Below are 26,954 nucleotides of genomic sequence, written 5' to 3' on the forward strand. Positions count from 1 at the left end.
GGCTCACTCCAGTTCGGTCGCCGCGTTCCGCAGCGCGCTCGCGTGGGATGTATCGGTCTCGGTGAGCACGGTCGCCGCACCGGCGGCCGCGCCACCCATGCTGGCGAGTACCGCCGAGAGCTGGCCGATCGAGGCGATGTGCCCGGCGTGCGCCGCGGTGTAGGCGGCCATGAAATCGCCGCCGATGAGGCCCATGATCGGACCGAGTAACACCGGCTCGGCCGCCGCCGCGCTCACCCCCGCCGCCGCCATCTCACCGGCCATGACCTGGGCGGTGACACCATAGGCCGCGATGCCCTCAGTGTCCGCCGACATCTTTCGCATCAGAGCTTCCCCCCATCTGTTGTTCCCAGGCAGAGTACGTCATCCACTTGGTTCGACGCGCGCTCTTCCCGTTCGGTTCCGCCGGTTCGCAAAAAAGTCGGGCGGAGTTCGGCGGCGCACCCGCGACCGACCTTATCGTTCCCTCATGCGCACCCACACCGTGGACCATCCACTCGTCACCGCACTGCTCACGACGATGCGGGACAAGCGAACGGCGAATGCGGCTTTCCGTGCCGCGCTGCGCGATCTCACCGGAATCCTGATCTACGAGGCGCTGCGCGAGGCGCCGGTCGAGCGGTTCGAGATCGTCACGCCGGTCGCCGCCACCGAGGGCATCCGGCTGGCTGAGCCGCCGCTGCTGGTTCCGGTATTGCGTGCCGGGCTCGGCATGGTCGACGCGGCCGCCGAGCTGATCCCGGACGCCAGGGTCGGGTTCGTCGGCATCGCCCGCGACGAAGCGACCCACCAGCCGGTCCCCTACATGCAGTCGCTGCCCGCCGACCTCGCCGGGCTGCCGGTCTTCGTGCTCGACCCGATGCTTGCCACCGGCGGCTCGATGCGCCACACGCTGGATCTGCTCACGGCGCGCGGCGCCACCGACATCACTGCGGTATGCGTCGTCGCGGCCCCGGAAGGCATTGCGGCGCTGGCGGATTCGGGTCTTCCGGTGCGGCTCTTCACGGCTGCCGTCGACGCGGCACTGAACGAGAACGCCTATATCGTCCCCGGCCTCGGTGACGCGGGCGACCGGCAGTTCGGCCCGCGCTGACCCGTCCGCGCGGCGGGCCTGCGTCAACGGGTCAGAGTGTCCGGCAGAAGTCGCGCAGCGCCGAAAGCCGCAGGTGCGCATCGGCGCGCGCGGCGTCAAGGTCGGCGCGCGTGGCGATCGGCTCGACCACTTCCAGGTAGCACTTGAGCTTCGGCTCGGTGCCGGAGGGACGGACCACCAGGCGAGACGAGGCGCCCTCGAAGATCAGTGCGTCGGTCCGCATCCGGCCGCGCACCTGGAGCTGGTCGGTGTATTTCACCGGCTCACCCCCGATTTCGTGCGGCGGATTCGCCCGCAGCCGTGCGACTACCGCGGCGGCGTCCTCGGCCGATGCCAGCCGCAGCGACAGTTGGTCGCCGGCGTGCAGGCCGAATTCGACCGCGTAGTCATCGAGTTCGTCGCCGAGAGTGCGCCCCGCGGCCTTCAGCCGGGCCACCAGATCGGCGGTCAGCACGGAGGCGGAGATGCCGTCCTTGTCTCGGACGGTCGCAGGGTCGACACAGTGCCCGATCGCCTCTTCGTACGCATACACCAGGCCGTCGCCCGCGCGGGCCAGCCATTTGAAGCCGGTGAGGGTCTCCGCATAACGTCCGCCGCGGGCGGGAGCCAGCTTGGACAGCAGCCGGGACGACACGATTGTCGTAGCCACCAGCGCGCCGGGACGTGCCGTGCGTAGCGCGCAGTCGCCTAGCAGCACGCCTGTTTCGTCGCCGCGCAGCATCCGCCAGGTGTGGTCGGGCAGCGGGATGCCTACGGCGCACCGGTCGGCGTCCGGGTCGAGCGCGATCGCCAGGTCGGCGCCGACCCGGGCGGCCAGCGTGAGCAACAGATCAGTGGCGCCGGGCTCCTCCGGGTTCGGGAAGGCGACGGTGGGGAAGTCGGGGTCGGGCTCGAACTGCTGGTCGACCACGTGGATATCGGTGAATCCCGCCGCGGTGAGCGCTTGCACGGCGAGATCACCGCCGACGCCGTGCAGCGGAGTGAGCGCGATCCTGATCCCCGCGCGCTCGCGGGCACCGCCGATCAGCACGGGCAGTTCGGTCACCCGGCGCAGATAGTGCCGCACCACATCGTCGTCCGCTGCGGCGACCGGCGTGCGGGCGACCGGCTCGGTGACCGCCTCGATGCAGCGCTCGATTTCGGTGTCTGCCGGTGCGATCAGCTGCGCGCCACCGTCGAGGTACACCTTGTAGCCGTTGTCGGCGGCCGGGTTGTGCGACGCGGTGATCTGCACGCCTGCGACGGCACCCAGCTCGCGCACCGCGTACGCGACCACCGGCGTGGGCAGCGGACGTGGCAGCAGCGTCACCGGAAAGCCCGCCGCGGCAAAGATTTCCGCGGTCGCCGTAGCGAAGTCGGCGGACCCGTGCCTGGCATCGCGGCCGACGACCACCGCGCCGCCGCCGAGGCAACGGCCGCGCAGCCAGTCGACGATTCCAGCGGTCGCTCTGGTCACCGTCGTGACGTTCATGCCGTCCGGGCCGTCCTGCAGCGGCCCGCGCAGGCCTGCCGTGCCGAAGCGCAGCATCTACACCCGTTCCAGCACGCCGCGCAGCAATTTGCCGAGCCGCGGCGCTGCGGCGTGGCCCTCGGCAAGTACCTCGGCGTGCGACAGGTGCGCACCCGTGACGCCCGCGGCCAGGTTGGTGACCAGCGAGATGCCGAGCACCTTCGCGCTGAGTGCGCGGCAAGCGATCGCCTCCAGCACCGTGGACATCCCGACCAGATCCGCGCCGATCGTGCGCAGCATCCGGATCTCGGCAGGGGTCTCGTACTGCGGGCCGGTCAGACCCGCGTACACGCCCTCCGTCAGGCCCGGGTCGAGTTCCCTTGCCAGAGCGCGTAATTCGGGATCCCACGCGTCGACCAAGTCGACGAAGGTCGCGCCGGTCAGCGGCGTGCGGCCGGTCAGGTTGAGGTGATCGCTGATCAGGACCGGGTCGCCGACCTGGAGGCCGGGACGGATGCCGCCCGCGGCGTTGGTCAGCACGACGATCTCCGCGCCCGCGGCGACGGCAGCGGTCACCGGGTGCACTACGTCGGCGGGTCGGTAACCCTCGTAGAGATGCTGGCGACCCATCAGCACCAGCACGGCGGTGTCGTCCACCTCGACGGAGTGGATTACGCCGACATGGCCCTGCGCGCTCGGCGTTCCGAACCCCGGTAGCTCCGGCATCGGCACGGACGCGCGTGGCGACCCGATCTCCGCGGCAGCGTCCTGCCAGCCTGATCCCAGCACCACCGCGACCCGGTGGCGCGGCACTCCCGTACGTTCGGCGATCGCCTCGGCGGCCTGTTCGGCAAGCATGATCGTCACGATAGTGGTGTTTGTCTTGCAGCGCCTGCGGCGCCGCGAACGGGCAACGCTCGGTCTCGCTGCGCTCGGAACTGGGAGTCGGGCCGATGTGGCGGTGAGAGGCGGGAGCCGCAGGTCTGAATGTTTGCCTCTGTGGTAGTTGTCGGTCAGGCGACCGCCGCGTAGGCAACGCAGTCGCAGCGACAGCCACACCAAGGCGAGCCACGCAAATCACGTCGCACCCCGATGCCGCAGTTGCCGCCGCACGCAACTACTCGGCGCACTCCCCGCTTCCGAGCGCAGCGAGACCGAGCATTGCCCGTTCGCGGCCCGGCTCGCGTCCGAGTGATCGCTGCGTCCGCGACGAAGTCGCCAGCAGTGGTCGCTCGGACGCGAGCCATGAGGGGGCCGCGAACACGCCGCGCCCGCGCGGCAAACAAACACAGCTACGCTGCACACATGCCGCATCTGGAACGTGAAGGGGAAGTGTTCGTCGTCTACCTCGGCAACGAGGGACAGACCGATAGCGAGAACCGCTTCCACCCGAACTGGATCGATGAATTCCACGGGCTGCTGGACCGGGTCGAGAACTCTGAGGGACCCGCGGCGCTGGTAACCACCGCCAGCGGAAAGTTCTACAGCAACGGCCTGGACACCGATTGGCTGTTCGGCAACCTGGACAAGATGCACGGCTACCTGGACCGTGTGCACTCGCTCTACACCCGCCTGCTGGCCTTTCCGATGGCGACCGTTGCCGCGATCAACGGCCACGCCTTCGGCGCGGGCGCCATGCTGGCCACCTCGCACGACTTCCGGGTGATGCGCGCTGACCGCGGCTTCTGGTGCCTGCCCGAGGTGCACCTGGGCATGCCGTTCACCGTCGGGATGAACGCCCTGCTCACCGAGCGGCTGACCAACCAGGTCTGCGTCCGGGCGATGACCACCGGGCACCGTTACCCGGCCGACGAGGCGATCGCCGCAGGCATCGTGGACGGCAAGGCGGATGCGCCTTCGTTGCTTTCTGCCGCGATCGAGCGGGCCGGGGCACTCGCCGGCAATCGCAAGCCGAATCTGCCGGCGATCAAGCGCGCGCTGCATGCGAACGCGCTCGCCGGCCTCGCGGTACCGACCGCTCGGGAGAACGTCGCCTTCACGGCTGGCTGACCCGGCGTTCGCCGTTGTCCATGTCGGCGAACAATGCCGCATTCGCCACCCGACGCAACCGCATAGGCCTACTCCCGTTTTCGAGCGTAGCCAGACCGGGCATTGCCCGTTCGCGGCCCGGCTCGCGTCCGAGCGGCCGACGCGTCCGCGACGAAGCCGCCAGCGGCGGTCGCTCGGACGCGAGCCATGAGGGGGCCGCGAACACGCAGCGCCGCAGGCGCTGCACATTAGATACTGCACATTGGATACTGTGTTTCATGCCACCACTGCGCAGTGGACACCGTGAATCGCACCGCGACGATCACGCTGTGCGCATCGATATCGACGACGCGGCGGGCCGCTCCGATGCCGCTGTCGAAGCGGCGTCCGCCGAGCTGATCGCGCTCTCGCACGCGATCCACGCCGAACCGGAGCTGGCGTTCGAGGAGACTCGCAGTGTCGCCAAGACCATCGCTCCGCTGGCCGAACGCGGCTTCGAGATCGAGACCGGCGTCGCGGAACTGCCTACCGCGTTCCGCGCTCGCTACGGCAGCGGCCCTCTGACGGTCGGTATCTGCGCGGAGTACGACGCGCTCCCCGAGATCGGGCATGCCTGCGGCCACAACGTCATCGCCGCAGCCGCGGTCGGCGCCGCGCTCGGCCTCGCCGAGGTCGCGGACGCGCTCGGCCTCACCGTGCTGGTGTTCGGCACGCCCGCCGAGGAGAGCGGCGGCGGCAAGGTGCTGATGCTGGAGCGCGGGGTGTTCGACGATGTCGCGATGGCGATGATGGTGCACCCTGGCCCGCTCGACATCGTCGGTGCCCGCTCGCTGGCCCTTGCCGACGTGTCGGTGGTTTTCCACGGGCGCGAGGCGCACGCCAGCGCGGCTCCGGAGCTGGGCCGCAACGCGGGTGACGCGGCCACCGTCGCGCAGGTTGCTCTTGGATTGCTGCGGCAACATCTCCTGCCCGGCCAGCAACTGCACGGTATAGTCGGCGACGGTGGCGTAGCTCCCAACATCGTGCCCGGACGTGCGGAACTGCTGTATTACCTACGCGCAGTCGACTCCGCATCCCTCGACAATCTGATGCGACGAGCGTCGGCTTGTTTCGAGGCGGGCGCCCTCGCGACCGGCTGCACCCACGAGATCCGGACGCTCGCGCCGACGTACACCGAGCTCACCCCGGATCCGGAGTTACTGTTCGCCTATCGTGAGCAGATCACCGGATTGGGGCGTGTGCCGATCGCCCCGGAACTCGAGGCGCAGCGGCCGCTGGGCAGCACGGACATGGGAAACGTCACCAACATCATTCCGGGCATACATCCGGTTATCGGCATCGATGCCGGTGGTGCGGTGACACATCAGCCGGGCTTCGCCGCGGCGAGCATCAATGCCTCGGCGGATCAGGCGGTTCTCGATGGCGCGCTCGCGCTCGCGCGTACCGCGATCGCCGTCGCCCGCGATGACATACATAGGGACAGGTTGTTGCAACGACTCGTTCAACGACAGGAGGACATTCGGTGAGCACTACCGGCCGTTCGGCGGCGCGGGCGACGGGCCCGTGCGTAGCCACGGAGGGTTCCGGGAGCCCGACATCGTCGGACACTGTGGGAACCGGGCAGGAAGCGGTCGAGTCGTGGTTGGCCGAGCACACGGTCGATCTAGTCCAATGGCGCAGGCACATCCACGCCAACCCGGAGCTTTCCCGCACCGAGTTCGCCACCACCGAGTTCGTCTCGACCTGGCTGACCAAGGCCGGCCTCGCACCGCGGGTACTTCCCGGTGGCACCGGACTCATCTGTGACATCGGGCCGGAGGGACCGCGCATAGGCCTGCGCGCCGACATCGACGCGCTCCCGCTGCAGGAGTTCACCGGACTCGCCTTCGCCTCCACCGTCCCGGGCGTCTCGCACGCGTGCGGCCATGACGCGCACACCACAATCCTGCTCGGCACCGCACTGGCGCTGGCCGAGGTCGAGCTGCCGGTCGGTGTGCGGCTGATCTTCCAGCCCGCCGAGGAGGTCATGCCAGGCGGTGCGATCGACGTCGTGGCCACCGGCGCGATGGCGGGCGTGGAGCGGATCTTCGCGCTGCACTGCGACCCACGCCTCGAGGTGGGCCGGGTCGGCATCCGCGTCGGCGCGATCACCTCGGCCGCCGACACCGTCGAGCTGGTGCTGGACTCGCCCGGCGGCCACACCTCGCGCCCGCATCTGACCAGCGACTTGGTCTACGCGATCGGCACGGTGATCACCGGCCTGCCTGGTCTGCTCAGCCGCCGGATCGACCCGCGTACCAGCACGGTGATGGTGTGGGGCGCGGTCAGCGCGGGCAAAGCGCCGAACGCGATTCCGCAGACGGGCATGCTCACCGGGACCGTCCGCACCGGCGACCACGCGACCTGGTCGCTGCTGGAGCCGATGGTGCGCGAGATCGTCGACGGCCTGCTCGCCCCGACGGGTGTGCGCTACCAGCTGAACTATCGGCGTGGCGTGCCGCCGGTGGTCAACGACGAGCACTCCACCAGGATGTTCGAGGACGCGATCCGCGAGCTCGGTCCCGACGCGCTGGCCGACACCATGCAGTCGGGCGGCGGCGAGGACTTCTCCTGGTACCTGGAGGAGGTGCCGGGTGCGATGGCACGCCTCGGCGTCTGGTCCGGGCAGGGCGAGCAGTTGGATCTGCACCAGCCGACCTTCGACATCGACGAGCGAGCGCTCGCGGTCGGCGTCCGGGTGCTGACCGAACTCGTGCTGAACGCGCGCTGAGTTCTTTGTCACAGCGGTGTGGCCGCCCCCCGGGGCGGCCACACCGCTGTTGCGTTTCGACGGCCTCGCCGTCAGCCGAAGTTGCCCGGTCCGACGTTGCGGCTGTTGCGGGTACGCAACGCGTGGACGTAATCCTCTGGCGCGCCCGCCTTTTCGGCGGCGTCGGCGATCACGCCGATGTAGCGGGCCGACGGTAGTCCGCCCTCGTAGGCGTCGAGCACATACAGCCAGGCCAGCGTGGGTTCGCCGCCACCGTCCGCGTTGCGGGTGACGCGCAGTCGGATCTTCTTGTGGACACCGAAGTCCGAGCCCTCCCAGCGGTCCAGCCGCTGTTCGTCCTCCGGGGACACGTCGTAGAGCACGACGAACACCCGGGAATCCGGCTCCTCGACAACCGTCGCGAGAGGCCCTTCCCAACCGATGTCGTCACCTGCGAAGGTGAGCCGCCAGCCCTCCAACCAGCCCGTCCCGGACATGGGGGAGTGCGGACAGCGCTCGAGCATCTGCGTTGAGTCCATGTTGGACCCATAAGCGGCGTAGATCGGCACCTGCAAAGGGTAGCCAATAACCGTCGGAGACCGCGTTTGATTGCCGCACCCGCGGCGCGCGCCGCGGAACTGTTGCGCACCGGTAACGCGATCGGGGGTGCGAGGCGGTTGCCGGATAACGTCTAGTTACGTGCCGGAGATCCCGGCGCGAAGCTCGAGCGGAGGTATCAATGACCCGCATCGCGATCATCGGTGGTGGACCAGCCGGCTACGAGGCGGCACTGGTGGCGGCCCAGCACGGCGCGTCGGTGACGCTGATCGATGCCGATGGCATCGGTGGCGCGTGTGTGCTGTGGGACTGTGTCCCCTCCAAGACGTTCATCGCCTCGACCGGCGTGCGCACCGACCTGCGCCGCGCCCGCGATCTCGGCATCACCCTCGACCCGAACCAGGCGCGGGTGCAACTGCCCGAGGTGAACGCGCGCGTGAAGGCGCTCGCGCTTGCGCAGTCCTCCGATATCCGCTCGAAATTGCAGACCGTCGGGGTGACGCTGCTGTCCGGGCGCGGCGAGTTGATCGATCCCGGCTCCGGTCTCGCCGCGCACCGGGTGCTCGCCAAGCTGTCCGACGGCGCGCAGCTGACCGTCGAGGCCGAGGTGGTGCTGATCGCGACCGGCGCGAGCCCCCGCGTGCTGCCCGGTGCCGAGCCGGACGGCGAGCGCGTCCTCAACTGGCGTCAGCTCTTCGACCTGGAGGAGCTGCCGGAGACCCTGGTTGTGGTCGGTTCCGGCGTGACAGGCGCCGAGTTCGTCTCCGCCTACACCGAAATGGGTGTGCGGGTGAAGCTGGTCTCCAGCCGGGACCGCGTGCTGCCCGGCGAGGACGCCGACGCGGCGCTTGTGCTCGAAGACGCGCTCGCCGAGCGCGGCGTCGAGTTGGTCAAGCACGCGCGCGCCGACGCGGTGCAGCGGACCGCCGAGGGCATCGTGGTCAAGTTGTCCGACGGCCGCACGGTCTCCGGCTCGCACGCGCTGATGACCGTCGGCTCCACGCCGAACACCAAGGGGCTCGGGTTGGAGCGGGTGGGCATCGAACTCGACCGAGGCGGCTACCTGCGGGTGGACCGGGTGTCCCGCACATCGGTGCCGGGCATCTACGCCGCGGGCGACTGCACCGGCCTGCTGCCACTGGCCTCGGTGGCCGCGATGCAGGGCCGCATCGCGATGTACCACGCGCTCGGCGAAGGCGTGAGTCCGATCCGCTTGAAGACCGTCGCCTCCGCGGTGTTCACCCGCCCGGAGATCGCGACCGTCGGCGTCAGCCAAACCGCCATCGACAATGGCGAGATTCCCGCACGCACAGTGATGCTGCCGCTGAACACCAACCCACGGGCCAAGATGTCCGGGCTGCGGCGCGGTTTCGTCAAGATCTTCTGTCGGCCCGCGACCGGCGTGGTGATCGGCGGCGTCGTCGTCGCGCCGATCGCCTCGGAGCTGATCCTGCCGATCGCGCTTGCGGTGCAGAACAATCTGACGGTCAACGACCTGGCGCAGACCTTCTCGGTCTACCCGTCGCTCACCGGTTCGGTGACCGAGGCAGCGCGCCTGCTGATGCGGCACGACGACCTGGATTGACGCGTGCGGTGCCGTGTCCGTTATCGGACATATGGCCCCGTGAACATGGTGCGGGCGTTCGGCGCGGGTGCTCTTGCCACCCTTGGTTATTCGCCGCGTTGCCCATCGTGCACACATGTGGTTCACTCCTCGGCAGAGATGCGATCGGAGGGCGGTCGCGAGGTTCGGTGCGGGGGGATAGGTCCTTTCCAAATCGGAACGGCGAACGATTCGGCTTAGTTCGACGATCAGGCGTCTCACCCAGGGACCACAGAGTGCGGCCGATCCGGTCCGCACCCCGGGAAGGATTGCGAAAAGTGAAACATCGTAAGCCGAGTCGAACGCAGCGAGCGATGGCGAGCACCTCGTTGCCACTGGCCACCGCGGCTGCGGTGGCCACTCTCTTCGCGGCGCCGGCGGGGGCGGCTCCCAACGATCAGCCGACCACTCCGCCGACGCCCGCTCCCGCGCAGCCGGGAGTGAACGAGACACCGAGCACTCCGGAGACCACCAAGCAGGATCCGGACAAGCCGGAATCGAAGCAGGATCCCGAGAAGCCGGAGAGCACGCCGACGCCGAGCCAGCCCGGCGTCACCACCCCGGACTCGGACCATGCCATGCCCGACCAGAAGGATCCGCGGCTGCCCCGGCCGACGCAGCCGGGTGTGACTCCTCCGCGCGTCGCGCCGCTGCCGGTTCCTGGGCAGCCGGGCGAGCCGCAGCCCCCGGTCGCGCCGGAGCAGGGCGCGCAGCCGGATGGCACCCAGTCGGACACCCCGGGTGGCGAGAACGCCGAGGCGCAGCAGCCGGAGACCTCGACGCAGGCGCAACCGCGGTGGCAGGCGCCGCGTATGGAGGCCGCCCCACCCGCGCCGGTCGTGGAGATGACCGGTCCGCACGCGGAGATCGGCGCGAACGTCGACGGTGGCACGCTGCTGCCGGGCTACGTGGCCAACACCCACCACTTCAGCAACGAGGCGGGTTACGTCGGTACCATCGGCTACAACACGCCCACCGGTGTGGGCGAGGCCGGCGTCTCGGTGGAGTTCGTCGACAAGAACACCGTCAAGCTGACCACTTACACCGGTGGCGAGGGCTTGGCCGACAACAACACCACCGCGGTGTTCGATACCACTCAGCTGAACGCGGCCAAGGCCGCCGTGGAGGACTGGATCCGGGAGCAGCCGGGCGGCGCCGCCGCCCTCGAGGCCGCCGCACAGGTTAAGCTTCCGCTTCAGTCGGGCGATATTGCTCCGCAGACCGTTGAGGTGGCTGGCGTCACCGCCCAGTGGGGTGGTTCACTCCAGTACTGACACGAGCTGATTTCGGCGAGTGGGGCGGTCGTTCGCGACCGCCCCACTCGTGTGTCCTGGGGAAAGGATTGGGTGTGACCTCCGAGGGTGATGCGAGGGAAGACGACCTCGAACAGTCCGGGTCGGAGTTCGGCCCGCCGATGGGGGGTTTCGGACCACCGGTTTCCGAATTCGGTCCTCCGGTTTCGGAGTTCGGCCCGCCGATGGGCGCCGACACCGGACCGCGCTGGCCCGTGCCGGAGCAGCCGACCGACCACCCCGAGCTGATCTGGCGACCGGCCGCCGAGCCAGAGACGACGCCCGCGCCGCCCCCACAGTATCGGGCGCCGGATTCCACCGTCGTCGCCGATCGGCCTGCTCCGGCGCCTGCGCCCGACCACCGTGACATGCCTGCTACGGAGGCCGCGCGACCGCAGGCCTCGGATGGCGAGCAGGAGTCCTGGTGGAACCGGCCTGCCGCCGAGGGTGGCGTGCCGAAACCTCCTCCACCGTCCGAGTCGGGCCTGTCCTGGGCCGAGGACCCGATCGCCATGCGGCTGGCACTGCGCGTTCCTGCGACGCCCCCGCCCGCTCGCCGTTCCGGTTCCTCATCCCGGGGGCGCGTGCTCGGCGTGCTCGCGGCGGTGGTCGTGCTGATCGCGCTGACGGTGACCATCATCGCGGTCTCCCGCGACAACGGCGACACCACCGCCACCCCCGACGTCGGGGGCACCACTGCCGCGTTGAGCTGCCCGTCCAGCAAGGACGGCAAAGTGACCGTCGGCAACGGCCCCGGCGACACTGCCAGTGGGGCCGGGGCCATTCTCGGGTTCCAAAACGCGTTCTACGTCGCGCGCAATGGGGAACGGGCCAGGTCGTTCGTTGCGCCGGACGCGGATTTTTCGACCGCCGCCGTCCTCCAGCAGGCCATCGACGAACATATTCCGGTGGGCACCACGCATTGCGTGCGGATCACCGAGTCGGGCCAGGACACCTTCGATGTCGACCTGACCGAGCATCGCCCAGACGGCACCACGATCGTGTACCCGCAGCGTGTCACGACCGTGGACAGGGGCGGCAGGAAACTGGTCTTCGTCATCCGGGAACGGTGATTTCTTCTCATATACTGGGAATAGAATTTCATATTCTGGTCAGCGATGTGGGACAGTGAGGTCTCGCGTACCGTGGCGTACCTCGGAGGTTTCATGTCGCCGATCACTCCACCGCTGGCCCGGCGCCTCGGAGGCCTGACGAGCTCGGCGATTCGCGACCTGTTGAAGCTGACCGCCCGCGACGACGTCATCAGCCTGGCCGGTGGGCTGCCCGATGAGCAGCTCATGCCGCGCGATCGGATCGCGCTGGCGGCCGAGTCGGCGCTCGCGGACCGCACACGGCTTCAGTACACCGAATCGGCGGGCTGGGGACCGCTGCGCGAGGTGCTGGCGGCACGCGAGACGGCACGGATCGGTCGGCAGGTGCCGCTCGAGGAGATGTTCGTCACGCACGGCTCGCAGCAAGCGCTGTCGCTGCTTGCCGAGGTGCTGCTGGATCCAAGCGCGCTTGTCGTGGTCGAGGATCCGGCGTATGTCGGTGCGCTGCAAGTGTTTCGGGCTGCGGGAGCGCGGATCGTCACGGTTCCGCTCGACGCGGAGGGTATGCGGATCGACGCGCTGGCCGAACTGCTCGGCCGTGGGGAGCGCCCCGCGCTGGTGCACACGGTGAGCAATTTCCACAATCCGCGTGGTGTCACCATGACCCCGCGGCGTCGCCGCGAACTCGCCGAACTCGCCGAACGGTACGGGTTCTGGGTGATCGAAGACGATCCGTACGGTGAGCTGTGGTTCGATCGGCCATCGCCGGAGCCGGTTGCGTCGTACTCGCCCAACGTGATCCGGCTGTCGAGTGTGTCGAAGACCCTGGCGCCGACGCTGCGGGTGGGGTGGATGATCGCACCGAATGCGGTGTGCCGGGGCGTGGAGTTGCTGAAGCAGGGTGCGGACCTGTGCGGTTCGGCCCTGACTCAGCAGATCGCCGCCGATCTGCTCGCCGACACCGATTGGCTGGTGGCGCATGTGGACAAGATCCGGCGCGTCTACGGTGAGCGGGCGCGTGTCTTGGTGCAGGCGCTGCGCGAGCGCTTCGGTGACCGAGTGGTGACTACCGAAGCCGCTGGCGGCATGTTTGTCTGGGTCGACTTCACCGATGGAACCGACACCGTGGACCTGCTACCTCGCGCGGTCGATCTCGGCGTAGCCTACGTCCCCGGCGAGGCTTTCTCGATGTCCGGCGCCCACCGCAATTCGATGCGCCTGTGCTTCACCACCTCCGAGGCGGAGACGCTTCAGGAGGCGACCGTCCGCTTGTCCCGTGCAATAGGCGAATAGCTGTGTTTGTTTGGCAGCGCCTTCGGCGCTGCGTGTTCGCGGCCCCCTATTGGCTCGCGTCCGAGCGACCACTGCTGGCGACTTCGTCGCGGACGCCGCGGCCGCTCGGACGCGAGCCGGGCCGCGAACGGGCAATGCTCGGTCTCGCTTCGCTCGGAACTGAGAGGGGGCCGATGCGGTTGCGTCGGGAGGCGAACACGGTATCGATTGTTCGCTAATCTACCCAGCCGTAGGTGCGTTCGACGGCCTTGTCCCATGCTTCGAGGTGCTTGTCCCGGTCCGCGGCCGACATGGTCGGGTGCCAGGTCTTGTCGGCGGCCCAGTTGGCGCGGATGTCGTCGGTGCTCGGCCAGAAACCGACGGCCAGACCCGCCGCGTAGGCGGCGCCGAGCGCGGTGGTCTCGTTGACCACGGGGCGCACCACGGGCGCGTCGAGAATGTCGGACTGGAACTGCATGAGCAGGTCGTTGCCGACCATGCCGCCGTCCACCTTCAGTGTGGTGAGCTCCAGGCCGAGGTGTTCGGACTCGGCGTCGGCGCGCATCGCATCGACCACTTCGCGGGTCTGGAACGCGGTGGACTCCAGCACCGCCCGCGCGAGATGCGCCTTGGTGACGAACCTGGTGAGCCCGGCGATCACGCCGCGCGCGTCCGGTCGCCAGCGCGGCGCGAACAGCCCGGAGAAGGCGGGGACGATGTAGGCGCCGCCGTTGTCGGCGACGCTGCGAGCCAGCGGCTCGATCTCGTCGGCGGCGGAGATGATGCCGAGATTGTCGCGGAACCACTGCACCAGCGAGCCGGTGACCGCGATGGCGCCCTCCAGCGCGTACACGGCGTCCGCGTCGCCGAGGCGATAGCACACCGTGGTGAGAAGGCCGTGTCGGCTGAACACCGGCGTGGTGCCGGTGTTCAGCAGCATGAAATTGCCGGTGCCGTAGGTGTTCTTGGCCTCACCGGGCGCCAGGCATGCCTGGCCGAAGGTGGCGGCCTGCTGGTCGCCGAGGATGCCGGCCACAGGTACCCCGGCCAACGGCCCGGAATTGATCTCCGCGTACACCTCCGAAGAACTGCGGATCCGCGGCAGCATCGCCTCCGGCACGCCGAACTTCGCGCAGATCCGCGAATCCCACTGCAGCGAACGAAGATCCATCAGCATGGTGCGCGAGGCATTGGTCACGTCGGTGACGTGCTCGCCGGTGAGGTTCCACAGCACCCAGCTGTCGACGGTGCCGAAACACAGCTCGCCCGCCTCGGCGCGGTCCCGCGCGCCCGCGACGTTGTCCAGGATCCAACGCAGCTTCGGCCCCGCGAAGTAGGTGGACAGCGGAAGGCCGGTGCGGTCCTGGTAGCGGGTCGCTCCCGCCTCGCCGCCCAGCTCGGCGCACAGCCGATCGGTGCGGGTGTCCTGCCAGACGATGGCATTGTGCACCGGCTTGCCGGTCTTGCGATCCCACACCACCGTAGTCTCGCGCTGGTTGGTGACCCCGACCGCGGCGATGTCGTCGCGGGTGAGCCCGTTGCGCTCCAGCGCCTCGCCGAGCACGAATTCGATATTGCGCCAAATTGTTTCGGGATCGTGCTCGACCCAGCCTGGTCGCGGGAAGATCTGTTCGTGTTCCCGCTGGGCGACACCGACGACGCGCCCCTGCCGGTCGAAGACGATGCACCGACTCGAGGTCGTGCCTTGATCGATGGCGGCCACATAGCGACGCATGTGATGTATTTTGCAGCGCTGTGTTTGTTTTTGCTGTGTCTTTGGCCGCGCGGGCGCGGCGGGTTCGCGGCCCCCTGGTGGCTCGCGTCCGAGCGGCCGCCGCTGGCGACTTCGTCGCGGACGCGGCGGCCGCTCGGACGCGAGCCGGGCCGCGAACGGGCAATGTTTGGTCTCGCTTCGCTCGGAAGCGGGAGTGGGGCTGGTGTGATTGCGTCGGGTGGCGAACGTGGTATTGAGCTCTTCGCTCTTGGGCGTTTGCGGCCCCTCGGTGTTTCGTATGCGGAGTGGTCGACGCTGGCGACTTCGTCGCGTGCGCGTCGGCTGCTCGGACGTGAGCTGGGCCGCGAACGGGCAATGTTTGGTCTCGCTTCGCTCGGAAGCGGGAGTGGGCCGATGTGGAGTCGGGTTGCGCGTTTTGTCTGGGTTGTCCACGACACGACGAGTGGTCCCTCGGCTCATGCCCAGGCAAAGAGGAGGTCGGCCCGGTGTGGTTGCGAAGGGCGGCGTGGTGGCCGGTCGCTCGGTTAAGGTAGGTCTTGTTACCGATGGGTAGTACATGGCCACACGGGAGTGGCGACGGCCGGGGGATTCCGCGGCGGTTCGCTTAGCCTGGAGTTGAACAGCTCGATCGAATACATCCGCATCGGTTGGAGGAGTCGAGCATGACCAAGAAACCGGTTTCGCAGTTCCTCGGCCCGGAGCAGCGCAGAACGGCGTGGGAGCGCTTCGGCAAGGATCATTTCGACGTGGTCGTGGTCGGCGGTGGCGTGGTCGGCGCCGGGATCGCGCTGGACGCGGCGACCCGGGGCCTGCAGGTCGCACTCGTCGAGGCGCGTGATCTCGCATCGGGTACCTCCAGTCGGTCGTCGAAGATGTTCCACGGCGGATTGCGTTATCTGGAACAGCTGGAGTTCGGACTGGTGCGCGAGGCGCTGCGGGAACGTGAACTCGCGCTGTCAACCCTGGCACCACACCTGGTCAAGCCGCTGCGCTTCCTGTATCCGCTGACCCATCGAGCGTGGGAGCGTCCGTACGTCGCGGCAGGGCTGGTCCTCTACGACACCATGGGTGGTGCTAAATCCGTTCCCGGACAACGGCATCTGACCCGCGCCGGCGCGTTGCGGCTGGCGCCGGGGCTGCGGCGTGACGCACTGATCGGCGGCGTGAGCTACTACGACACGGTGGTCGACGACGCGCGTCACACCATGACCGTGGCCCGCACCGCCGCACACTACGGCGCGGTGATCCGCGCCTCCACCCAGGTGGTGGGGCTTCTGCGCGAGGCCGACCGGGTGGTCGGTGTGAAGGTGCGTGACACCGAGGACGGACGCACCGGCGAGGTGCGCGGACACGTGGTGATCAACGCGACCGGCGTGTGGACCGACGAGGTCCAGGCTCTCTCGCAGCAGAGGGGGCGGTTCCACGTGCGCGCCTCCAAAGGAGTGCATATCGTGGTGCCCCGCGACCGGATCGTCAGCGACACCGCGATCATCCTGCGTACCACGACCTCGGTGTTGTTCGTCATCCCGTGGGGTACGCACTGGATCATCGGCACTACCGACACCCAGTGGAACCTCGACCTCGCGCATCCGGCGGCCACCAGGGCCGACATCGACTACCTGCTCGACCGGGTGAACCAGGTGCTGGTTACCTCGCTCACCCCCGACGACATCGACGGCGTGTACGCGGGACTGCGGCCGCTGCTGGCGGGCGAGAGCGACGAGACCTCCAAGCTGTCGCGCGAGCACGCCGTCGCGCGGGTGGCGCCCGGACTGGTCGGCATCGCGGGCGGCAAGTACACCACCTACCGTGTGATGGCCTACGACGCGGTAGACGAAGCGGCACAGGACATTCCGGCCCGGGTCTCGCCTTCGATCACCGAGAAGGTGCCGCTGCTCGGCGCGGACGGCTACTTCGCGCTGGTCAACCAGACGGTGCAGCTGGCCGAGGCATATGGTGTGCACCCGTACCGGATCAAGCACCTGCTCGACCGCTACGGCTCGCTGATCGACCAGGTGATGGCCTTCGCCGACGGCAAACCCGAACTGCTGCAACCGATCACGGACGCTCCGTCATATCTGCAGGTGGAGGCGGTCTACGCGGCGGAAGCCGAGGGCGCGCTGCACCTGGACGACATCCTGGCCCGGCGGACCAGGATCTCGATCGAGTACCCGCACCGGGGCGCCAACTGCGCCGAACAGGTGGCCGGATTGGTCGCGCCGATCCTGGGCTGGGACGCCGACGAGATCGACCGGGAGGTCCGGACCTATCAGGCGCGCGTCGAGGCGGAGATCCGTTCGCAGACCCAGCCGGACGACGCCTCCGCCGACGCCCTGCGCGTCGCGGCGCCCGAACCCCGCCCGGAGCTCCTCGAGCCCGTGCCATCGGAAAGCTGATCCGGCCGTTCGCCTGACTTTCGTGCTCGACAACCGGTGGCAATCGCATCCAGATCGCAGGCAGCGCAGTGCGATCAGCGGCCGAGATCAGTGCGTTTCCACACCCATCGCCCATTCGGCCAGTGACCCGTAGATATCGCAGCATCAGCTTGTCTGGTATCGGATCGGGTCGGCGAGGTGCAGACGGCCAGCTCCTCCACGGCGGCCGACCGGATTCGCTCGGTCGCGCCGTTCGGATCGACGCTCACCCGATGTACCGGGACAGATGGCGCGCGTCGATCGCCCGTGCGTAAGCGCGCCCGAGCCCGAGCCGCTACCGCAGACCGGGTGGCCCGCCGTCAGGTGGGCTGAGCATGATGCGCCGGCCGGCGCAGCGTGCGGCTAGGCGGCCGACCTGGTCCACGTCGGCGTTCCAGTCCACGCTGCTGATCCCGGGCAGTGCGATCGCCGACTCGCGGTCCAGCAGCGCGGGCCGCCGATCAGTGCCTCGAACTCGGCCGTGGTGCCCAGCGGGCGATCGAGGTACAGGTTGGTGCCGACGATCGGCATGTAGCCGAGTTTCTTCGGCGGCCTCGTAGATCTCGGGGTGTTCGGGCAGGTCGTCGAGCAGGCCGCCGACGTTGGAGTTGGGTACCGCGCAGATCACCGAGTCGGCGGGAACCGTGGTTCCGCCGGTGAGGGCGACGCCGGCGACCCTGCCTGATGCACTCCACGGTTGACTTACGAATTGTGAGTCAAGTGGGTGAGTTGGTCGCGCGTCAAGGATGCGGCGACATCGTCGACACGGGTGCGCGCGGAGACTCCGGGGCGCCGGTCGACGAATTCGGGTGCAGCAGAAGGTAAGTGAACGCGACGGTGGCGAGGGCCGCCATGGTGGCGACCAGAAGACGCATGGAGATCGCGAGGAGCAGCCGCGTGCTCGATTGCGATACCGTCGTCATGTGCCTGCTCCTGTGCTGGGTCCGGACTGCCACAGTGCATGTCGTCGCAGGGGCGCGGATCGTTAGCAATGGGGTGGCAAATTACATTCGGAGCGCGGTATCCGGGTCAGGCCCAGGTAGCCGGGATCGGCTGACAGCGCGGGCAGAAGTAGATGCCGCGTTCTCGTTGGACGACGCGGTCGGAGTCGGGGGCGGTGTCGCCGAGCAGGTCGGCCACCAGTGGTGTCCCGCAGCGCTGGCACGGGCGGCGGGCGCGGCCATAGGCCAGCGGGCGGCGCGGGGGTTTGTCGGCGGCCTCGGTCAGCACCCGGTGCGCCTCGTTGACCAGTGCGAACAGGTCAGGGACGTCGCCGACCCCGGTGGCCGGGTGGACTCGGCGCAGAAAACAGACTTCGCTGCGGAAGATATTGCCGATGCCGGCCAGATTGCGCTGGTCGAGCAGCGCGACGCCGATAGGTTGATTCGGATACCGCTCCAGCCGCCGAACGGCTTCGGCCGCATCCCAATTCGGCCCGAGCAGGTCCGGTCCGAGGTGGTCGACGATCCGGTGCTCCTCGCCCACCCGCACCACCTCGACAGTGCCCAGCGAGAATCCGACGGCTTCCACCTCGTCCGTGCTCAGCACGACCCGCGCGGCAACTCGGGGTCCGGTCCACCGCTGCCCGCAGTGGAAGACGCGCCACTTGCCCTCCATCTTCAGGTGGCTATGGATGCTCGAGGTCGGCGTCCGGATGAACAGATGCTTGCCATAGCTGCCGACGCTCTCGACCACCTGTCCGCGCAGGTCGATCGTCGCGTATCGCGGCACCCGGAAATCGCTGCGTGTCAATTCTTTCCCGGCCAACGCGGCGCGGAGACGTCCGGCGGCCAGGTAGACCGTGTCGCCCTCAGGCATACGGTGGCTCCGATTCCGCGGCGTCGGCACTGCGGCTCGCCCGGGTGTGCGGGCTCACGGGCGGCTCCGCAGGCGCAGCCCACGCGGGGTGGCGGAGAAGCCCGCCTCGGTGAGGAAACCGGCGAAGGTGTTGCCGTGCACGGTGTCGCCGTTGACGCGGTCGATCACCAGCGAGTCCACCCGGCGGCGATGCACCAGGTCGGCCAGTGCCTGCGCGGCGCGGCGGCGAGCCTCCGGGTCCTCGGTGAAGGTCAGCAGGGTCTTGCCGCCCCGCTCCAGGTACAGGACCAGTTCACCGTCGACAAGCACGACGAGGGCCCCGGCTTTGCGTCCCGGCCGATGTCCGCCATCGCCGTCGCCCTTCGGCCAGGCCAGCGCGGCGCCGTACGGGTTCGCCGGATCGCACGCGGCCAGCGCCAGAGCCGTGCCGGTCGGCTGCCTGGACTCGGGACGAGCGCGTTCGGTGTCGAAGGAGCGCAGCCGGTCCACCACGTCGGTGGTGGAGAACTGGGCGCCGCCCAGCGAGTCGACGAAATAGCCTCGACGGCAGCGCCCGCGATCTTCGAACTCGGTGAGCACTCGATACATCAGCGCGAATCCGCCGGGCACACCCTCGTTCTGCACCGAGCCTCTGGTCAGCACCCCGTATCGCTCCAGAAGCAGGTCCGCGGTCGCGTGCGCGCGCACGGTGTTGTCCGATACCCGCTCCGGCAGCAGCGACCACCGCCCGGCGACCGAGGGCGGGCCGGATCGGGTCGGCATGCTCGCTCGGGGCAGGTAGGCCCGGCCGCGCGGCGCACGCCGCGGTGTCCGGTGCGCGGTGGTGGTCCGCGTCGTGCCGGACAGCAGCGCACGCACGGGCGCAAACGTGTCGCCGGAAACGATGCCCGCCCAGACCAACTCCCATAGCGCAGTGGCTACCGCACTGTCGTTGAGCATGCCGGTCGCATCCGAGAGCTGCCGGAAGAAGAACGCGCCGCCGGCCTGCGGTACCGGAACGAGTTGGGGGGCGCCCGAGGCGGAAGCGTCCAACCGCCCCGCCGCGGAGTGTTCGGGCGGCGATAGTCGTCCGGCGGTGCCCCGATTCGCGCTCGTGGAGCCGGGCCCCTGCGCATGATTCGTCGAGTCACGAGCGTTCCGCGGGCTGCGGCGCGCCGAGCGTTGGTCGGTCGAGTCCGTCCGCATCCCGAAGTTTTCCACGGCCTCGCCGGGCGAATCCGGTTCGTCGAGCGACACCGGCGCTCGGGCGATCGGGTCCTCGGAGGGAGGAAGCGGAGTCCTCGGCGCCAGGGACGCGCCAAGGGTGGTGAGCAGTCGCAGCTGAATCTCCGAGAGATCGATCTCGTCCGATGGCGTCAAGGTGAACGGGGCTTGGTCGGCCAGGTGCAGGGCGATCCAGCCGTCCTTGGCGGTGATGGCGCCGTGGCCGGACCAGATCATCTCGCCGGTCGCCATGAGTTCGTCGAGCATGGCGGGGGAGTAGTCGCGCACCCGCGCGGGCAGGACGAGCGATTCCCAAGCCGACGCCGGAACCGGCACGCCCGCCAGCTGTTCCACGACGGTCGCCACGCCGTCGACGCCACGCAGCTCGCCGGTGTCGATGTGCTGCCATGAGGCAAGGAAGCGGCCGAGCGCGGCGGTCGAGACCGGCTCGACATCGTGCCGTGCCGCGGCGAGCGACCGGCGGCGCAGCCGGCGCAGCACCTGCGCGTCGCACCATTCCGAGCCCGTGGCAGCGGGCGTGAATTCGCCCTCCACCACCCGCTTTTCAGCGGCGAGTCGGCGCAGCGCGGTGGCGGCGACGGCGGTGCCGAGACCGAACCGTGCCGCGACCGCCTCGACGCCGAACGGGCCGTGTGTGCGGGCGTAGCGGCCGATCAGGTCACCGAGTGGGTCGGCCACCGGCTCGATGAAAGCCGACGGCGTGCCGATCGGCAACGGCACCCCCAGTGCGTCCCGCAGCCGCGCCGCGTCTTCCACCGCCACCCACCAGCTCCGGCCCGCGAATGAAACCCCCAGTGCCCGACGCGAAGTCACGAGGCCGCCGAACCAGGCAGCCGGGTCCTCATCGCAGCGCTCGGCAGCCTCGGCGGCAGTGAGCGGACCGAGCAGCCGCAGCAGATCCGCCAAGCCCTCGGCGTCTCTTGCACGGCGTTCCGGCGTGAGCCGCTGCAATTCCCGTTCGGTCTGCTCGATGACCGCGGCATCCAGCAGCTCGCGCAGCTCAACCCGGCCGAGCAGTTCGGCGAGCAGCCCGGAGTCGAGCGAGAGCGCGGCGGCGCGGCGCTCGGCCAGCGGGCTGTCCCCGTCGTACATGAACTGCCCGATGTAGTCGAACAGTAGGGCGTTCGCGAACGGTGACGGCGTCGCGGTCGCCACCTCGACCAGCCGCAACTGGCGTCGCGCCACCCGGCCGAGCAGGTCGCGCAGCGACGGCAGATCGTAGACGTCGCGCAGGCATTCGCGCACCGTCTCCAGCAGGATCGGGAACTCGGGAAACTTGCGTGCTACGTCGAGCAGTTGGGCCGAGCGCTGACGCTGCTGCCACAGCGGGGCGCGCTTGCCAGGGTCGCGGCGGGGCAGCAGCAGTGCGCGTGCCGCGCACTCGCGGAACCGGGAGGCGAACAGCGCCGAGCCGCCGACCTGCTCGGTGACGATGTCGTCGATCTCGTCGGGCTCGAAGACGAACAGCTCGGCGCCGGGCGGATCGTCGGTGGTGTCGGGGAGCCGCACGACGATGCCGTCATCGGAGGCGTTCGGCGTGGCGTCCACGCCGAACCGCTCGCGCAGCCGCGCCCCGATGGCCAGCGCCCACGGCGCATGCACCGGCAGGCCGTACGGCGAATGCAGGACCAGTCGCCAGTCGCCGAGTTCGTCGCGAAACCGCTCCACCACCAGGGTGCGATCGGTGGGCAGATGTCCGGTCGCGGTGCGCTGTTCGTCCAGCAACGTGATCAGGTTCGCCGTCGCGTTGTCGTCGAGACCGGCCGAGCCCATGAGTTGTGCGATGCCGTCCTGCGCCGGTCCCGCGCCGGGATCGGCGGACTTTTGCCGCGATGGCCGCTGAGCGGGAGTGCCGGCCGGGCGGCTGGGTTCTGCGCGCTCGGCTTGCGCGCGCGACGAAGTCACCGACCCGACGGCTACTGAGCCCGGCGCGACCGAACCGGGTGCCGATACATCGGAAGCCGCCGAACCAGGGGATGTCGACCCGCTTCGGGTAGCAGCACCCTTGCGTCGCAGGGGATTTCGCGTGCCTATCATGTGGGTGGACTCGGACGCACGCTCCTGTCCGACCATGCGCACGAACTCACCGAGCGCCGCACCGAGTTCCGCGGGCCGCCCGAGCCCGTCGCCGTGCCAGAACGGCAACCGGCCCGGCTGTCCGAACGCGGGTGTCACAAGCACCCGGTCGAACGTGATCTCCTCGATCCGCCAGCTCGTCGCCCCGAGCGCGAACACATCGCCGACCCGGGACTCGTAGACCATCTCCTCGTCGAGCTCGCCAACCCGCGAGGCCTTTTCACCGACCATGTACACCGCGAACATGCCGCGGTCCGGAATCGCTCCTCCCGAGGTCACGGCCAAGCGTTGCGCGCCGGGCCGCCCGGTGAGCGTGCCCGCGTCGCGGTCCCAGACCAGCCGGGGCCGCAGCTCGGCGAACTCGTCCGAGGGATACCGGCCGGACAGCAGATCCAGCACCGACTCGTAGGCTGAACGCGGCAGTGACGCATAACTTCCCGTGCCGCGCACGACCTCGAACCACGCGTCGGCGTCGATCGGGTCGAGCGCGCACGCCGCGATCGTCTGCTGGGCGAGGATGTCCAGCGGGTGCGCCGGGATCTGGATCGCCTCGATCTGCCCCGCGGCCATCCGCTTGGCGGCCACCGCGCAATGGATGACGTCGGTGCGATGCTTCGGGAAGATCACCCCGCGCGAGATCTCGCCGACCTGGTGTCCGGCCCGTCCGATCCGTTGCAATCCGCTCGCCACCGAAGGCGGCGCCTCCACCTGCACCACCAGATCGACCGCGCCCATGTCGATGCCGAGCTCCAGGCTGCTGGTCGCGACGACGCAGCGCAGCCGTCCGCTCTTCAAATCGTCTTCGATCAGCGCGCGCTGTTCCTTGCTGACCGAACCGTGGTGGGCGCGCGCCAGCAGTGGTCCAGCGCCGTGGATCACCTCGGTGGACGGCCCGAGCTGGGCGGGCGGCTTGTGCCCGGCGCGCGCGTCCGGCCGGTAGGCGACAGTTTGCGGAACCACGGAGGTATCGGGCACGGTCCCCACCGGCTCGCCGCGCCGCGCCGCATAGGCCTCGTTCAGCCTGGCCGTGAGACGCTCGGCCAGCCTGCGGGAGTTCGCGAACACGATCGAGGACCGATGTTCCAGAACGAGATCCACGATCGCTTCGTCCACATGCGGCCAGATCGATCCCGGCTGGTCGGAGTCGCCCGGCTCGGTCATGTCCGGCACCGGCACGCGCACCGACAGGTCGAACGTCTTCGGCGCGGGCGGTGCGACCAGCGTGAACGGCGCGTTGCCGACCAGGAACCGACCGACATCCTCCGGGGGCCGCACGGTGGCGGACAGGCCGATCCGCTGCGCGGGTCGCTCGGTCAGCAGGTCGAGCCGGGCCAGCGACAACGCCAGATGCGCGCCGCGCTTGGAACCGGCGATCGCGTGCACCTCGTCCACGATCACCGTGCCCACGTCCCGCAGCGTCGCCCGCGCCGCCGAGGTGAGCATCAGGAACAGCGATTCCGGCGTGGTGATCAGAATGTCCGGCGGGGTGCGCTGCATGGATCGGCGCTCCGCGGTGCTGGTGTCGCCCGAACGGACTCCGACGGTGATCCGCGGCGGATCGAGTCCGAGCCGCTTGGCGGTCTGCGTGACGCCGACCAGCGGCGCCCGCAGATTGCGCTCCACGTCCACCGCGAGCGCCTTCAAAGGGGAGATGTAGAGCACCGAGGTCCCGGTCTTCTCGGCGGGCCGTTCCCGCGTCGCCAGCCGATCGATCGCCCAGAGGAACGCCGAGAGCGTCTTCCCTGACCCCGTCGGCGCGATGACCAGCGTGTGGTCGCCCGCCGCGATGGCATCCCACGCCCCGAGTTGAGCGGACGTCGGCCCGGGGAACGCGCCGTCGAACCACTCCTGGGTCGCACGGGAGAACTGGGCCATGGCATCAGTGTGCACCCGGGCACCGACAAGCACGTCCGCACCGTTGCACGAGCGAAGCGGGAGCAATCGAGGTACGGCCGTCGGCGTCGCGCCGTACGCTTCGATCCGTGCAAAAGGTGCTCAGAGTCGACCTGGTCAGCCATGGTATGACCGAGGCGATGCGGAAGGCACGTTTTCCGGTCGATGAATCGCTGACCGAGGCAGGCCGCCGGAATATCACCGAGTGTGGGCCGCTCACCGCCGCGCGGGTGCTCACGGGACCGGAGCGTAGGACCGTGGAAACCGCCGCCCTGCTGGGGTTGCCCGGCGACGAGGACACCCGGCTGCGCGATCTGGACGCGGGCGCGTGGCGCGGCGGGGAACTGATGTCGGTGCCGCAGGACGAGCTGTACGCCTGGCTCACCGACCCTGCGTTCCGCGGGCACGGCGGCGAGTCCGTGGTGGATGTGATCGAGCGGACCAGGGACTGGATGGCGGAGGTCGCCGCGGAGGGAAAGTCCACCATCGCGGTCACCCATCCGGCCGTCATTCGGGCGGCGCTGCTGGTGACCCTGGACGCCCCGCCGAAATCGTTCTGGCGGATCGACATTCCGCCGGGCAGCGTCACCCGTCTGCACTATCGCGGCGAATGGACGCTGCACTTCACGGCCTGACGCGCGGCGGCACGGTCATCCGGCGGCGAGGGTGACCAGCAGCAGGTCCGCTCCCTCAGCTGAACGAGCGCGAAGCGGCCCCGGAGCACATCTCCGGGGCCGCTTGTTCCGGTGTGGCTAGCAGTTGATCGGTGCGGGTTCGCCGCGGAACCTGGCGTCCATGTAGTTCCATGCTTCGGCGAATCCGGCGACGGCCGTGGTCATGTGCTCGGCGATCTCGTAGGGGCGGAACTGCACCCTGGCCCCTGCCCTGCAATACCGGTTGACGACCTCGGCGACGGGGCCGAACGAGGTGAGCGTGTCGAAGCGGCCCTGCCAGATAAAGGTCGGAACGGTCGGCACGCCCTCGAAGTAGCGCAGGCTGTTCTCCCGCAGTACGGCGAGCGCCTCCGGGCTGTCCATCAGGTTCTTGGACGCCGCCATCTGCTCCGCGCTGCGGAAGGCTCCCTCGTTGATCAGGAACCGGCGGCAGGCATCGCGCGTGAGATCCCGGAACCACAGCCCGGTGTCGTTGAGCTGATCGGAGACCGGCACCCGGTCCGGGTATTCGCGTTCCAGCCCCATGGCCGCGGCGAAAGCCAGCCCGAACCCGGGGTGCGGGTTGAAGCCGAGCGCGTGTGCCATCTCTCCGAGGTCGGCGGGGATGCCGCCCGCGACGGCGGCGGTGAGCTGCACGTCCGGCGCGTAGGTGGGTTGCATCGCGGCCGCCCACGCGGTGGCCAAACCGCCGCCGGAGTAGCCGGCGAGGGCGACCGGGGAGTTGGCCAGACCGAGTTCGGCGACCTTGCGCACGGCCCTGATGCTGTCGAGGGTCATCATTCCGCTCAGTCGCGCCGCGCTGTAGGCGGAGGTGGGGCCCAAGTAGTCCGGGACCGAGACCGCCCAGCCGCGTCTGATGGGCAGCATCATGCCGGCCGCGTCGTCCAATTCGCCGTTGAACAGCGAGCGCGACGGGCTGCACTGGGTGCCGAGGGAATTGATCAACGCCTGGTAGGAGACCAGCGGCGGGTTCTGGACCCCGGGGGGAAGTAGGACGGTTGTTACTCCCATGACGGGATTGCCCTGTGAGTTGGTGGAGCGGAACGCCACCTGCCAGTCGTCGGTCCCCGCGTAGGGACCGCTGTCGATCCTGCGGGCGCGCACCACGTCACCTGGCTGGAGTCCGGCAAGATTTGGCGGCGCGGCGTAGAAGGGATCAGGATCCGGGGTGGGATACAGTGGCTGTGCTGTCACGGGTGGGCCGAGCAGGCCGACCGAGAAGATGCTCAACAGTAGGATCGCGATCCGGAACACGACTCTGGTCACGGTTTTCCTTCGAAGGTCAGCCGCCAGCGATACACCGACCGACGGGGCTCATTCCCCAGGTCGGTGTTTCGGATGGACCGGCACGGCATGGGAAGTCGCAGCGAACCACCTCGTTCACTGCGTGGATCGAAAGAAGGCAACGGCAGCCGGAGCGAATGCAAAATGTTTGCTGAAGATTAGCACGGCCCCTTGGCTTCGGGTAGGTGATAGCCAAAGAAGGGCGTTCTATTCGCTGCGAAAGGTATCGTCGAACCGGATATTGCCTGTTCAGGCGAGGCTTAACACCGTTCGGTTGCCCAGTGGGTGTTGCAGGTCGACCACGACCACGCCGTACTCACGCTTTTGCTCTGGATTTGCGCCCTGGCACGGCGGCATGCCACGGTGCAGGCCGCGGATGAGCTTCACAGTCACCAGCTCGGCTGATTCCTCGGCCTGCGCCGTGAATCCGATGCTCGGGCAACCGACCGGTCCCGGGATGTGGATCGCGAGTCTTTCCGTACCGTCCTCGATGTCGTATGCCGAGAAGGCCATCGCCGAACTGGGTTCCAGATCCGCCGAGTGCGGGACGACGACCATCGCTCCGCCCGCGTAGTGACGGGGACCAAGATCGGCCGGCATCCCCGCCGGCGCACCCGTGGTTGCGTCCGCCGAGGGCGTGACGCCCGAGTTTGCCGGAGGGGCCTGCTGCCCACCACACGCGGTCGATCCCGCGACCGCGGCCATCGCGACGACTCCGGACGCGACCCTCCTCCGCATACCCATCCCTCCACCTTCACACAGCTCCTTGTTTTGCAGC

Annotated in this window: 20 protein-coding genes and 2 pseudogenes; 10 read left to right on the forward strand and 12 right to left on the reverse strand. The window is 69.0% G+C overall.

Going from position 1 to position 26,954, the window contains the following annotated elements:
• Nucleotides 1–3: 3 nt before the first annotated feature.
• Nucleotides 4–324 carry a hypothetical protein gene (locus OHB12_RS30065; protein ID WP_327112944.1) on the reverse strand — a complete coding sequence of 107 codons (321 nt, stop codon included), beginning with the start codon at nucleotides 322–324 and terminating at the stop codon, nucleotides 4–6.
• Between the two features lie 145 nt (nucleotides 325–469).
• On the opposite strand from OHB12_RS30065, the gene upp reads away from it, so the two are divergent.
• Entirely contained in the window at nucleotides 470–1,093 is a 624-nt protein-coding gene (upp, locus tag OHB12_RS30070) for a uracil phosphoribosyltransferase (RefSeq protein ID WP_327112946.1), read from the forward strand.
• A gap of 31 nt (nucleotides 1,094–1,124) precedes the next feature.
• On the opposite strand, the gene OHB12_RS30075 is transcribed toward upp, so the two are convergent.
• Together OHB12_RS30075 and OHB12_RS30080 are read right to left on the reverse strand one after the other, a co-directional pair.
• Nucleotides 1,125–2,621, reverse strand: coding sequence for a phospho-sugar mutase (locus OHB12_RS30075; RefSeq protein WP_327112948.1), 1,497 nt, complete (start codon nucleotides 2,619–2,621; stop codon nucleotides 1,125–1,127).
• Nucleotides 2,622–3,401, reverse strand: coding sequence for a purine-nucleoside phosphorylase (locus tag OHB12_RS30080; protein WP_327121609.1), 780 nt, complete (start codon nucleotides 3,399–3,401; stop codon nucleotides 2,622–2,624).
• A gap of 447 nt (nucleotides 3,402–3,848) precedes the next feature.
• Between OHB12_RS30080 and OHB12_RS30085 the strand changes: the two genes are divergently transcribed.
• From OHB12_RS30085 to OHB12_RS30095, 3 genes are all read left to right on the forward strand, one after another.
• Nucleotides 3,849–4,553 carry an enoyl-CoA hydratase-related protein gene (locus tag OHB12_RS30085; RefSeq protein WP_327112950.1) on the forward strand — a complete coding sequence of 235 codons (705 nt, stop codon included), beginning with the start codon at nucleotides 3,849–3,851 and terminating at the stop codon, nucleotides 4,551–4,553.
• A gap of 257 nt (nucleotides 4,554–4,810) precedes the next feature.
• Nucleotides 4,811–6,058 carry a M20 family metallopeptidase gene (locus OHB12_RS30090; RefSeq protein ID WP_327112952.1) on the forward strand — a complete coding sequence of 416 codons (1,248 nt, stop codon included), beginning with the start codon at nucleotides 4,811–4,813 and terminating at the stop codon, nucleotides 6,056–6,058.
• Between the two features lie 83 nt (nucleotides 6,059–6,141).
• Nucleotides 6,142–7,302 (forward strand): M20 family metallopeptidase, encoded by a 1,161-nt coding sequence (locus OHB12_RS30095; protein ID WP_327121611.1) that lies wholly within the window; start codon nucleotides 6,142–6,144, stop codon nucleotides 7,300–7,302.
• 71 nt (nucleotides 7,303–7,373) lie between these two features.
• On the opposite strand, the gene OHB12_RS30100 is transcribed toward OHB12_RS30095, so the two are convergent.
• Nucleotides 7,374–7,850: a gamma-glutamylcyclotransferase gene (locus OHB12_RS30100; RefSeq protein WP_327112954.1), complete on the reverse strand. Its 477-nt coding sequence runs from the start codon at nucleotides 7,848–7,850 to the stop codon at nucleotides 7,374–7,376.
• 170 nt (nucleotides 7,851–8,020) lie between these two features.
• Here OHB12_RS30100 and OHB12_RS30105 point away from each other — a divergent pair, with 170 nt between their 5' ends.
• The 4 genes from OHB12_RS30105 (at nucleotide 8,021) to OHB12_RS30120 (ending at nucleotide 13,079) form a co-directional block, all read left to right on the forward strand.
• The gene (locus tag OHB12_RS30105) at nucleotides 8,021–9,424 is read left to right on the forward strand and encodes an NAD(P)H-quinone dehydrogenase (RefSeq protein ID WP_327112956.1); all 1,404 of its coding nucleotides are present in this window, start codon (nucleotides 8,021–8,023) and stop codon (nucleotides 9,422–9,424) included.
• A gap of 296 nt (nucleotides 9,425–9,720) precedes the next feature.
• A complete protein-coding gene (locus tag OHB12_RS30110) occupies nucleotides 9,721–10,716 on the forward strand; it encodes a hypothetical protein (RefSeq protein WP_327112958.1) in 996 nt (331 codons plus the stop codon).
• A gap of 74 nt (nucleotides 10,717–10,790) precedes the next feature.
• On the forward strand, nucleotides 10,791–11,807 hold the full coding sequence (locus OHB12_RS30115; RefSeq protein WP_327112960.1) for a hypothetical protein: 1,017 nt from the start codon (nucleotides 10,791–10,793) through the stop codon (nucleotides 11,805–11,807).
• Between the two features lie 93 nt (nucleotides 11,808–11,900).
• Nucleotides 11,901–13,079, forward strand: coding sequence for an aminotransferase-like domain-containing protein (locus OHB12_RS30120; RefSeq protein WP_327112962.1), 1,179 nt, complete (start codon nucleotides 11,901–11,903; stop codon nucleotides 13,077–13,079).
• A gap of 214 nt (nucleotides 13,080–13,293) precedes the next feature.
• On the opposite strand, the gene glpK is transcribed toward OHB12_RS30120, so the two are convergent.
• Complete coding sequence (glpK, locus tag OHB12_RS30125) at nucleotides 13,294–14,793, reverse strand: glycerol kinase GlpK (RefSeq protein WP_327112964.1); 1,500 nt, start codon at nucleotides 14,791–14,793, stop codon at nucleotides 13,294–13,296.
• Nucleotides 14,794–15,455: 662 nt separating this feature from the next.
• Here glpK and OHB12_RS30130 point away from each other — a divergent pair.
• Entirely contained in the window at nucleotides 15,456–17,189 is a 1,734-nt protein-coding gene (locus OHB12_RS30130) for a glycerol-3-phosphate dehydrogenase/oxidase (RefSeq protein WP_327112966.1), read from the forward strand.
• Between the two features lie 313 nt (nucleotides 17,190–17,502).
• On the opposite strand, the gene OHB12_RS30135 is transcribed toward OHB12_RS30130, so the two are convergent.
• The 5 genes and pseudogenes from OHB12_RS30135 to OHB12_RS30150 all read right to left on the reverse strand — a co-directional run.
• Nucleotides 17,503–17,835, reverse strand: a complete 333-nt coding sequence (locus OHB12_RS30135) for a hypothetical protein (RefSeq protein ID WP_327112968.1) — start codon at nucleotides 17,833–17,835, stop codon at nucleotides 17,503–17,505.
• Between the two features lie 112 nt (nucleotides 17,836–17,947).
• The gene (locus OHB12_RS30140) at nucleotides 17,948–18,130 is read right to left on the reverse strand and encodes a hypothetical protein (protein WP_327112970.1); all 183 of its coding nucleotides are present in this window, start codon (nucleotides 18,128–18,130) and stop codon (nucleotides 17,948–17,950) included.
• A 106-nt stretch (nucleotides 18,131–18,236) separates the two neighbouring features.
• Entirely contained in the window at nucleotides 18,237–19,025 is a 789-nt protein-coding gene (locus tag OHB12_RS30145) for a DNA-formamidopyrimidine glycosylase family protein (protein WP_327112972.1), read from the reverse strand.
• A gap of 54 nt (nucleotides 19,026–19,079) precedes the next feature.
• Nucleotides 19,080–20,009 (reverse strand): annotated as a pseudogene (locus OHB12_RS36490) (Lhr family helicase); the annotation flags it as partial.
• A 381-nt stretch (nucleotides 20,010–20,390) separates the two neighbouring features.
• Nucleotides 20,391–24,200: pseudogene (locus OHB12_RS30150) on the reverse strand (ATP-dependent helicase); the annotation flags it as partial.
• Nucleotides 24,201–24,307: 107 nt separating this feature from the next.
• On the opposite strand from OHB12_RS30150, the gene OHB12_RS30155 reads away from it, so the two are divergent.
• Entirely contained in the window at nucleotides 24,308–24,853 is a 546-nt protein-coding gene (locus OHB12_RS30155) for a histidine phosphatase family protein (protein ID WP_327112974.1), read from the forward strand.
• Nucleotides 24,854–24,970: 117 nt separating this feature from the next.
• Here the strand turns inward: OHB12_RS30155 and OHB12_RS30160 are convergent, their stop codons facing one another.
• Together OHB12_RS30160 and OHB12_RS30165 are read right to left on the reverse strand one after the other, a co-directional pair.
• On the reverse strand, nucleotides 24,971–26,146 hold the full coding sequence (locus OHB12_RS30160; protein WP_442800149.1) for a lipase family protein: 1,176 nt from the start codon (nucleotides 26,144–26,146) through the stop codon (nucleotides 24,971–24,973).
• Between the two features lie 279 nt (nucleotides 26,147–26,425).
• Nucleotides 26,426–26,914 carry a hypothetical protein gene (locus tag OHB12_RS30165; RefSeq protein ID WP_327112975.1) on the reverse strand — a complete coding sequence of 163 codons (489 nt, stop codon included), beginning with the start codon at nucleotides 26,912–26,914 and terminating at the stop codon, nucleotides 26,426–26,428.
• Nucleotides 26,915–26,954: the final 40 nt, after the last annotated feature.

It is taken from the genome of Nocardia sp. NBC_01730 (genome assembly GCF_035920445.1).
Taxonomy (GTDB): domain Bacteria; phylum Actinomycetota; class Actinomycetes; order Mycobacteriales; family Mycobacteriaceae; genus Nocardia.

Excerpts from the sequence above, each read along its gene's own strand:
- OHB12_RS30065 (WP_327112944.1), bottom strand. The coding sequence starts at position 324 with ATGCGAAAGATGTCGGCGGACACTGAGGGCATCGCGGCCTATGGTGTC.
- upp (WP_327112946.1), top strand. The coding sequence starts at position 470 with ATGCGCACCCACACCGTGGACCATCCACTCGTCACCGCACTGCTCACG.
- OHB12_RS30075 (WP_327112948.1), bottom strand. The coding sequence starts at position 2,621 with ATGCTGCGCTTCGGCACGGCAGGCCTGCGCGGGCCGCTGCAGGACGGC.
- OHB12_RS30080 (WP_327121609.1), bottom strand. The coding sequence starts at position 3,401 with ATGCTTGCCGAACAGGCCGCCGAGGCGATCGCCGAACGTACGGGAGTG.
- OHB12_RS30085 (WP_327112950.1), top strand. The coding sequence starts at position 3,849 with ATGCCGCATCTGGAACGTGAAGGGGAAGTGTTCGTCGTCTACCTCGGC.
- OHB12_RS30090 (WP_327112952.1), top strand. The coding sequence starts at position 4,811 with ATGCCACCACTGCGCAGTGGACACCGTGAATCGCACCGCGACGATCAC.
- OHB12_RS30105 (WP_327112956.1), top strand. The coding sequence starts at position 8,021 with ATGACCCGCATCGCGATCATCGGTGGTGGACCAGCCGGCTACGAGGCG.
- OHB12_RS30120 (WP_327112962.1), top strand. The coding sequence starts at position 11,901 with ATGTCGCCGATCACTCCACCGCTGGCCCGGCGCCTCGGAGGCCTGACG.
- glpK (WP_327112964.1), bottom strand. The coding sequence starts at position 14,793 with ATGCGTCGCTATGTGGCCGCCATCGATCAAGGCACGACCTCGAGTCGG.
- OHB12_RS30130 (WP_327112966.1), top strand. The coding sequence starts at position 15,456 with ATGACCAAGAAACCGGTTTCGCAGTTCCTCGGCCCGGAGCAGCGCAGA.
- OHB12_RS30140 (WP_327112970.1), bottom strand. The coding sequence starts at position 18,130 with ATGACGACGGTATCGCAATCGAGCACGCGGCTGCTCCTCGCGATCTCC.
- OHB12_RS30145 (WP_327112972.1), bottom strand. The coding sequence starts at position 19,025 with ATGCCTGAGGGCGACACGGTCTACCTGGCCGCCGGACGTCTCCGCGCC.
- OHB12_RS30165 (WP_327112975.1), bottom strand. The coding sequence starts at position 26,914 with ATGCGGAGGAGGGTCGCGTCCGGAGTCGTCGCGATGGCCGCGGTCGCG.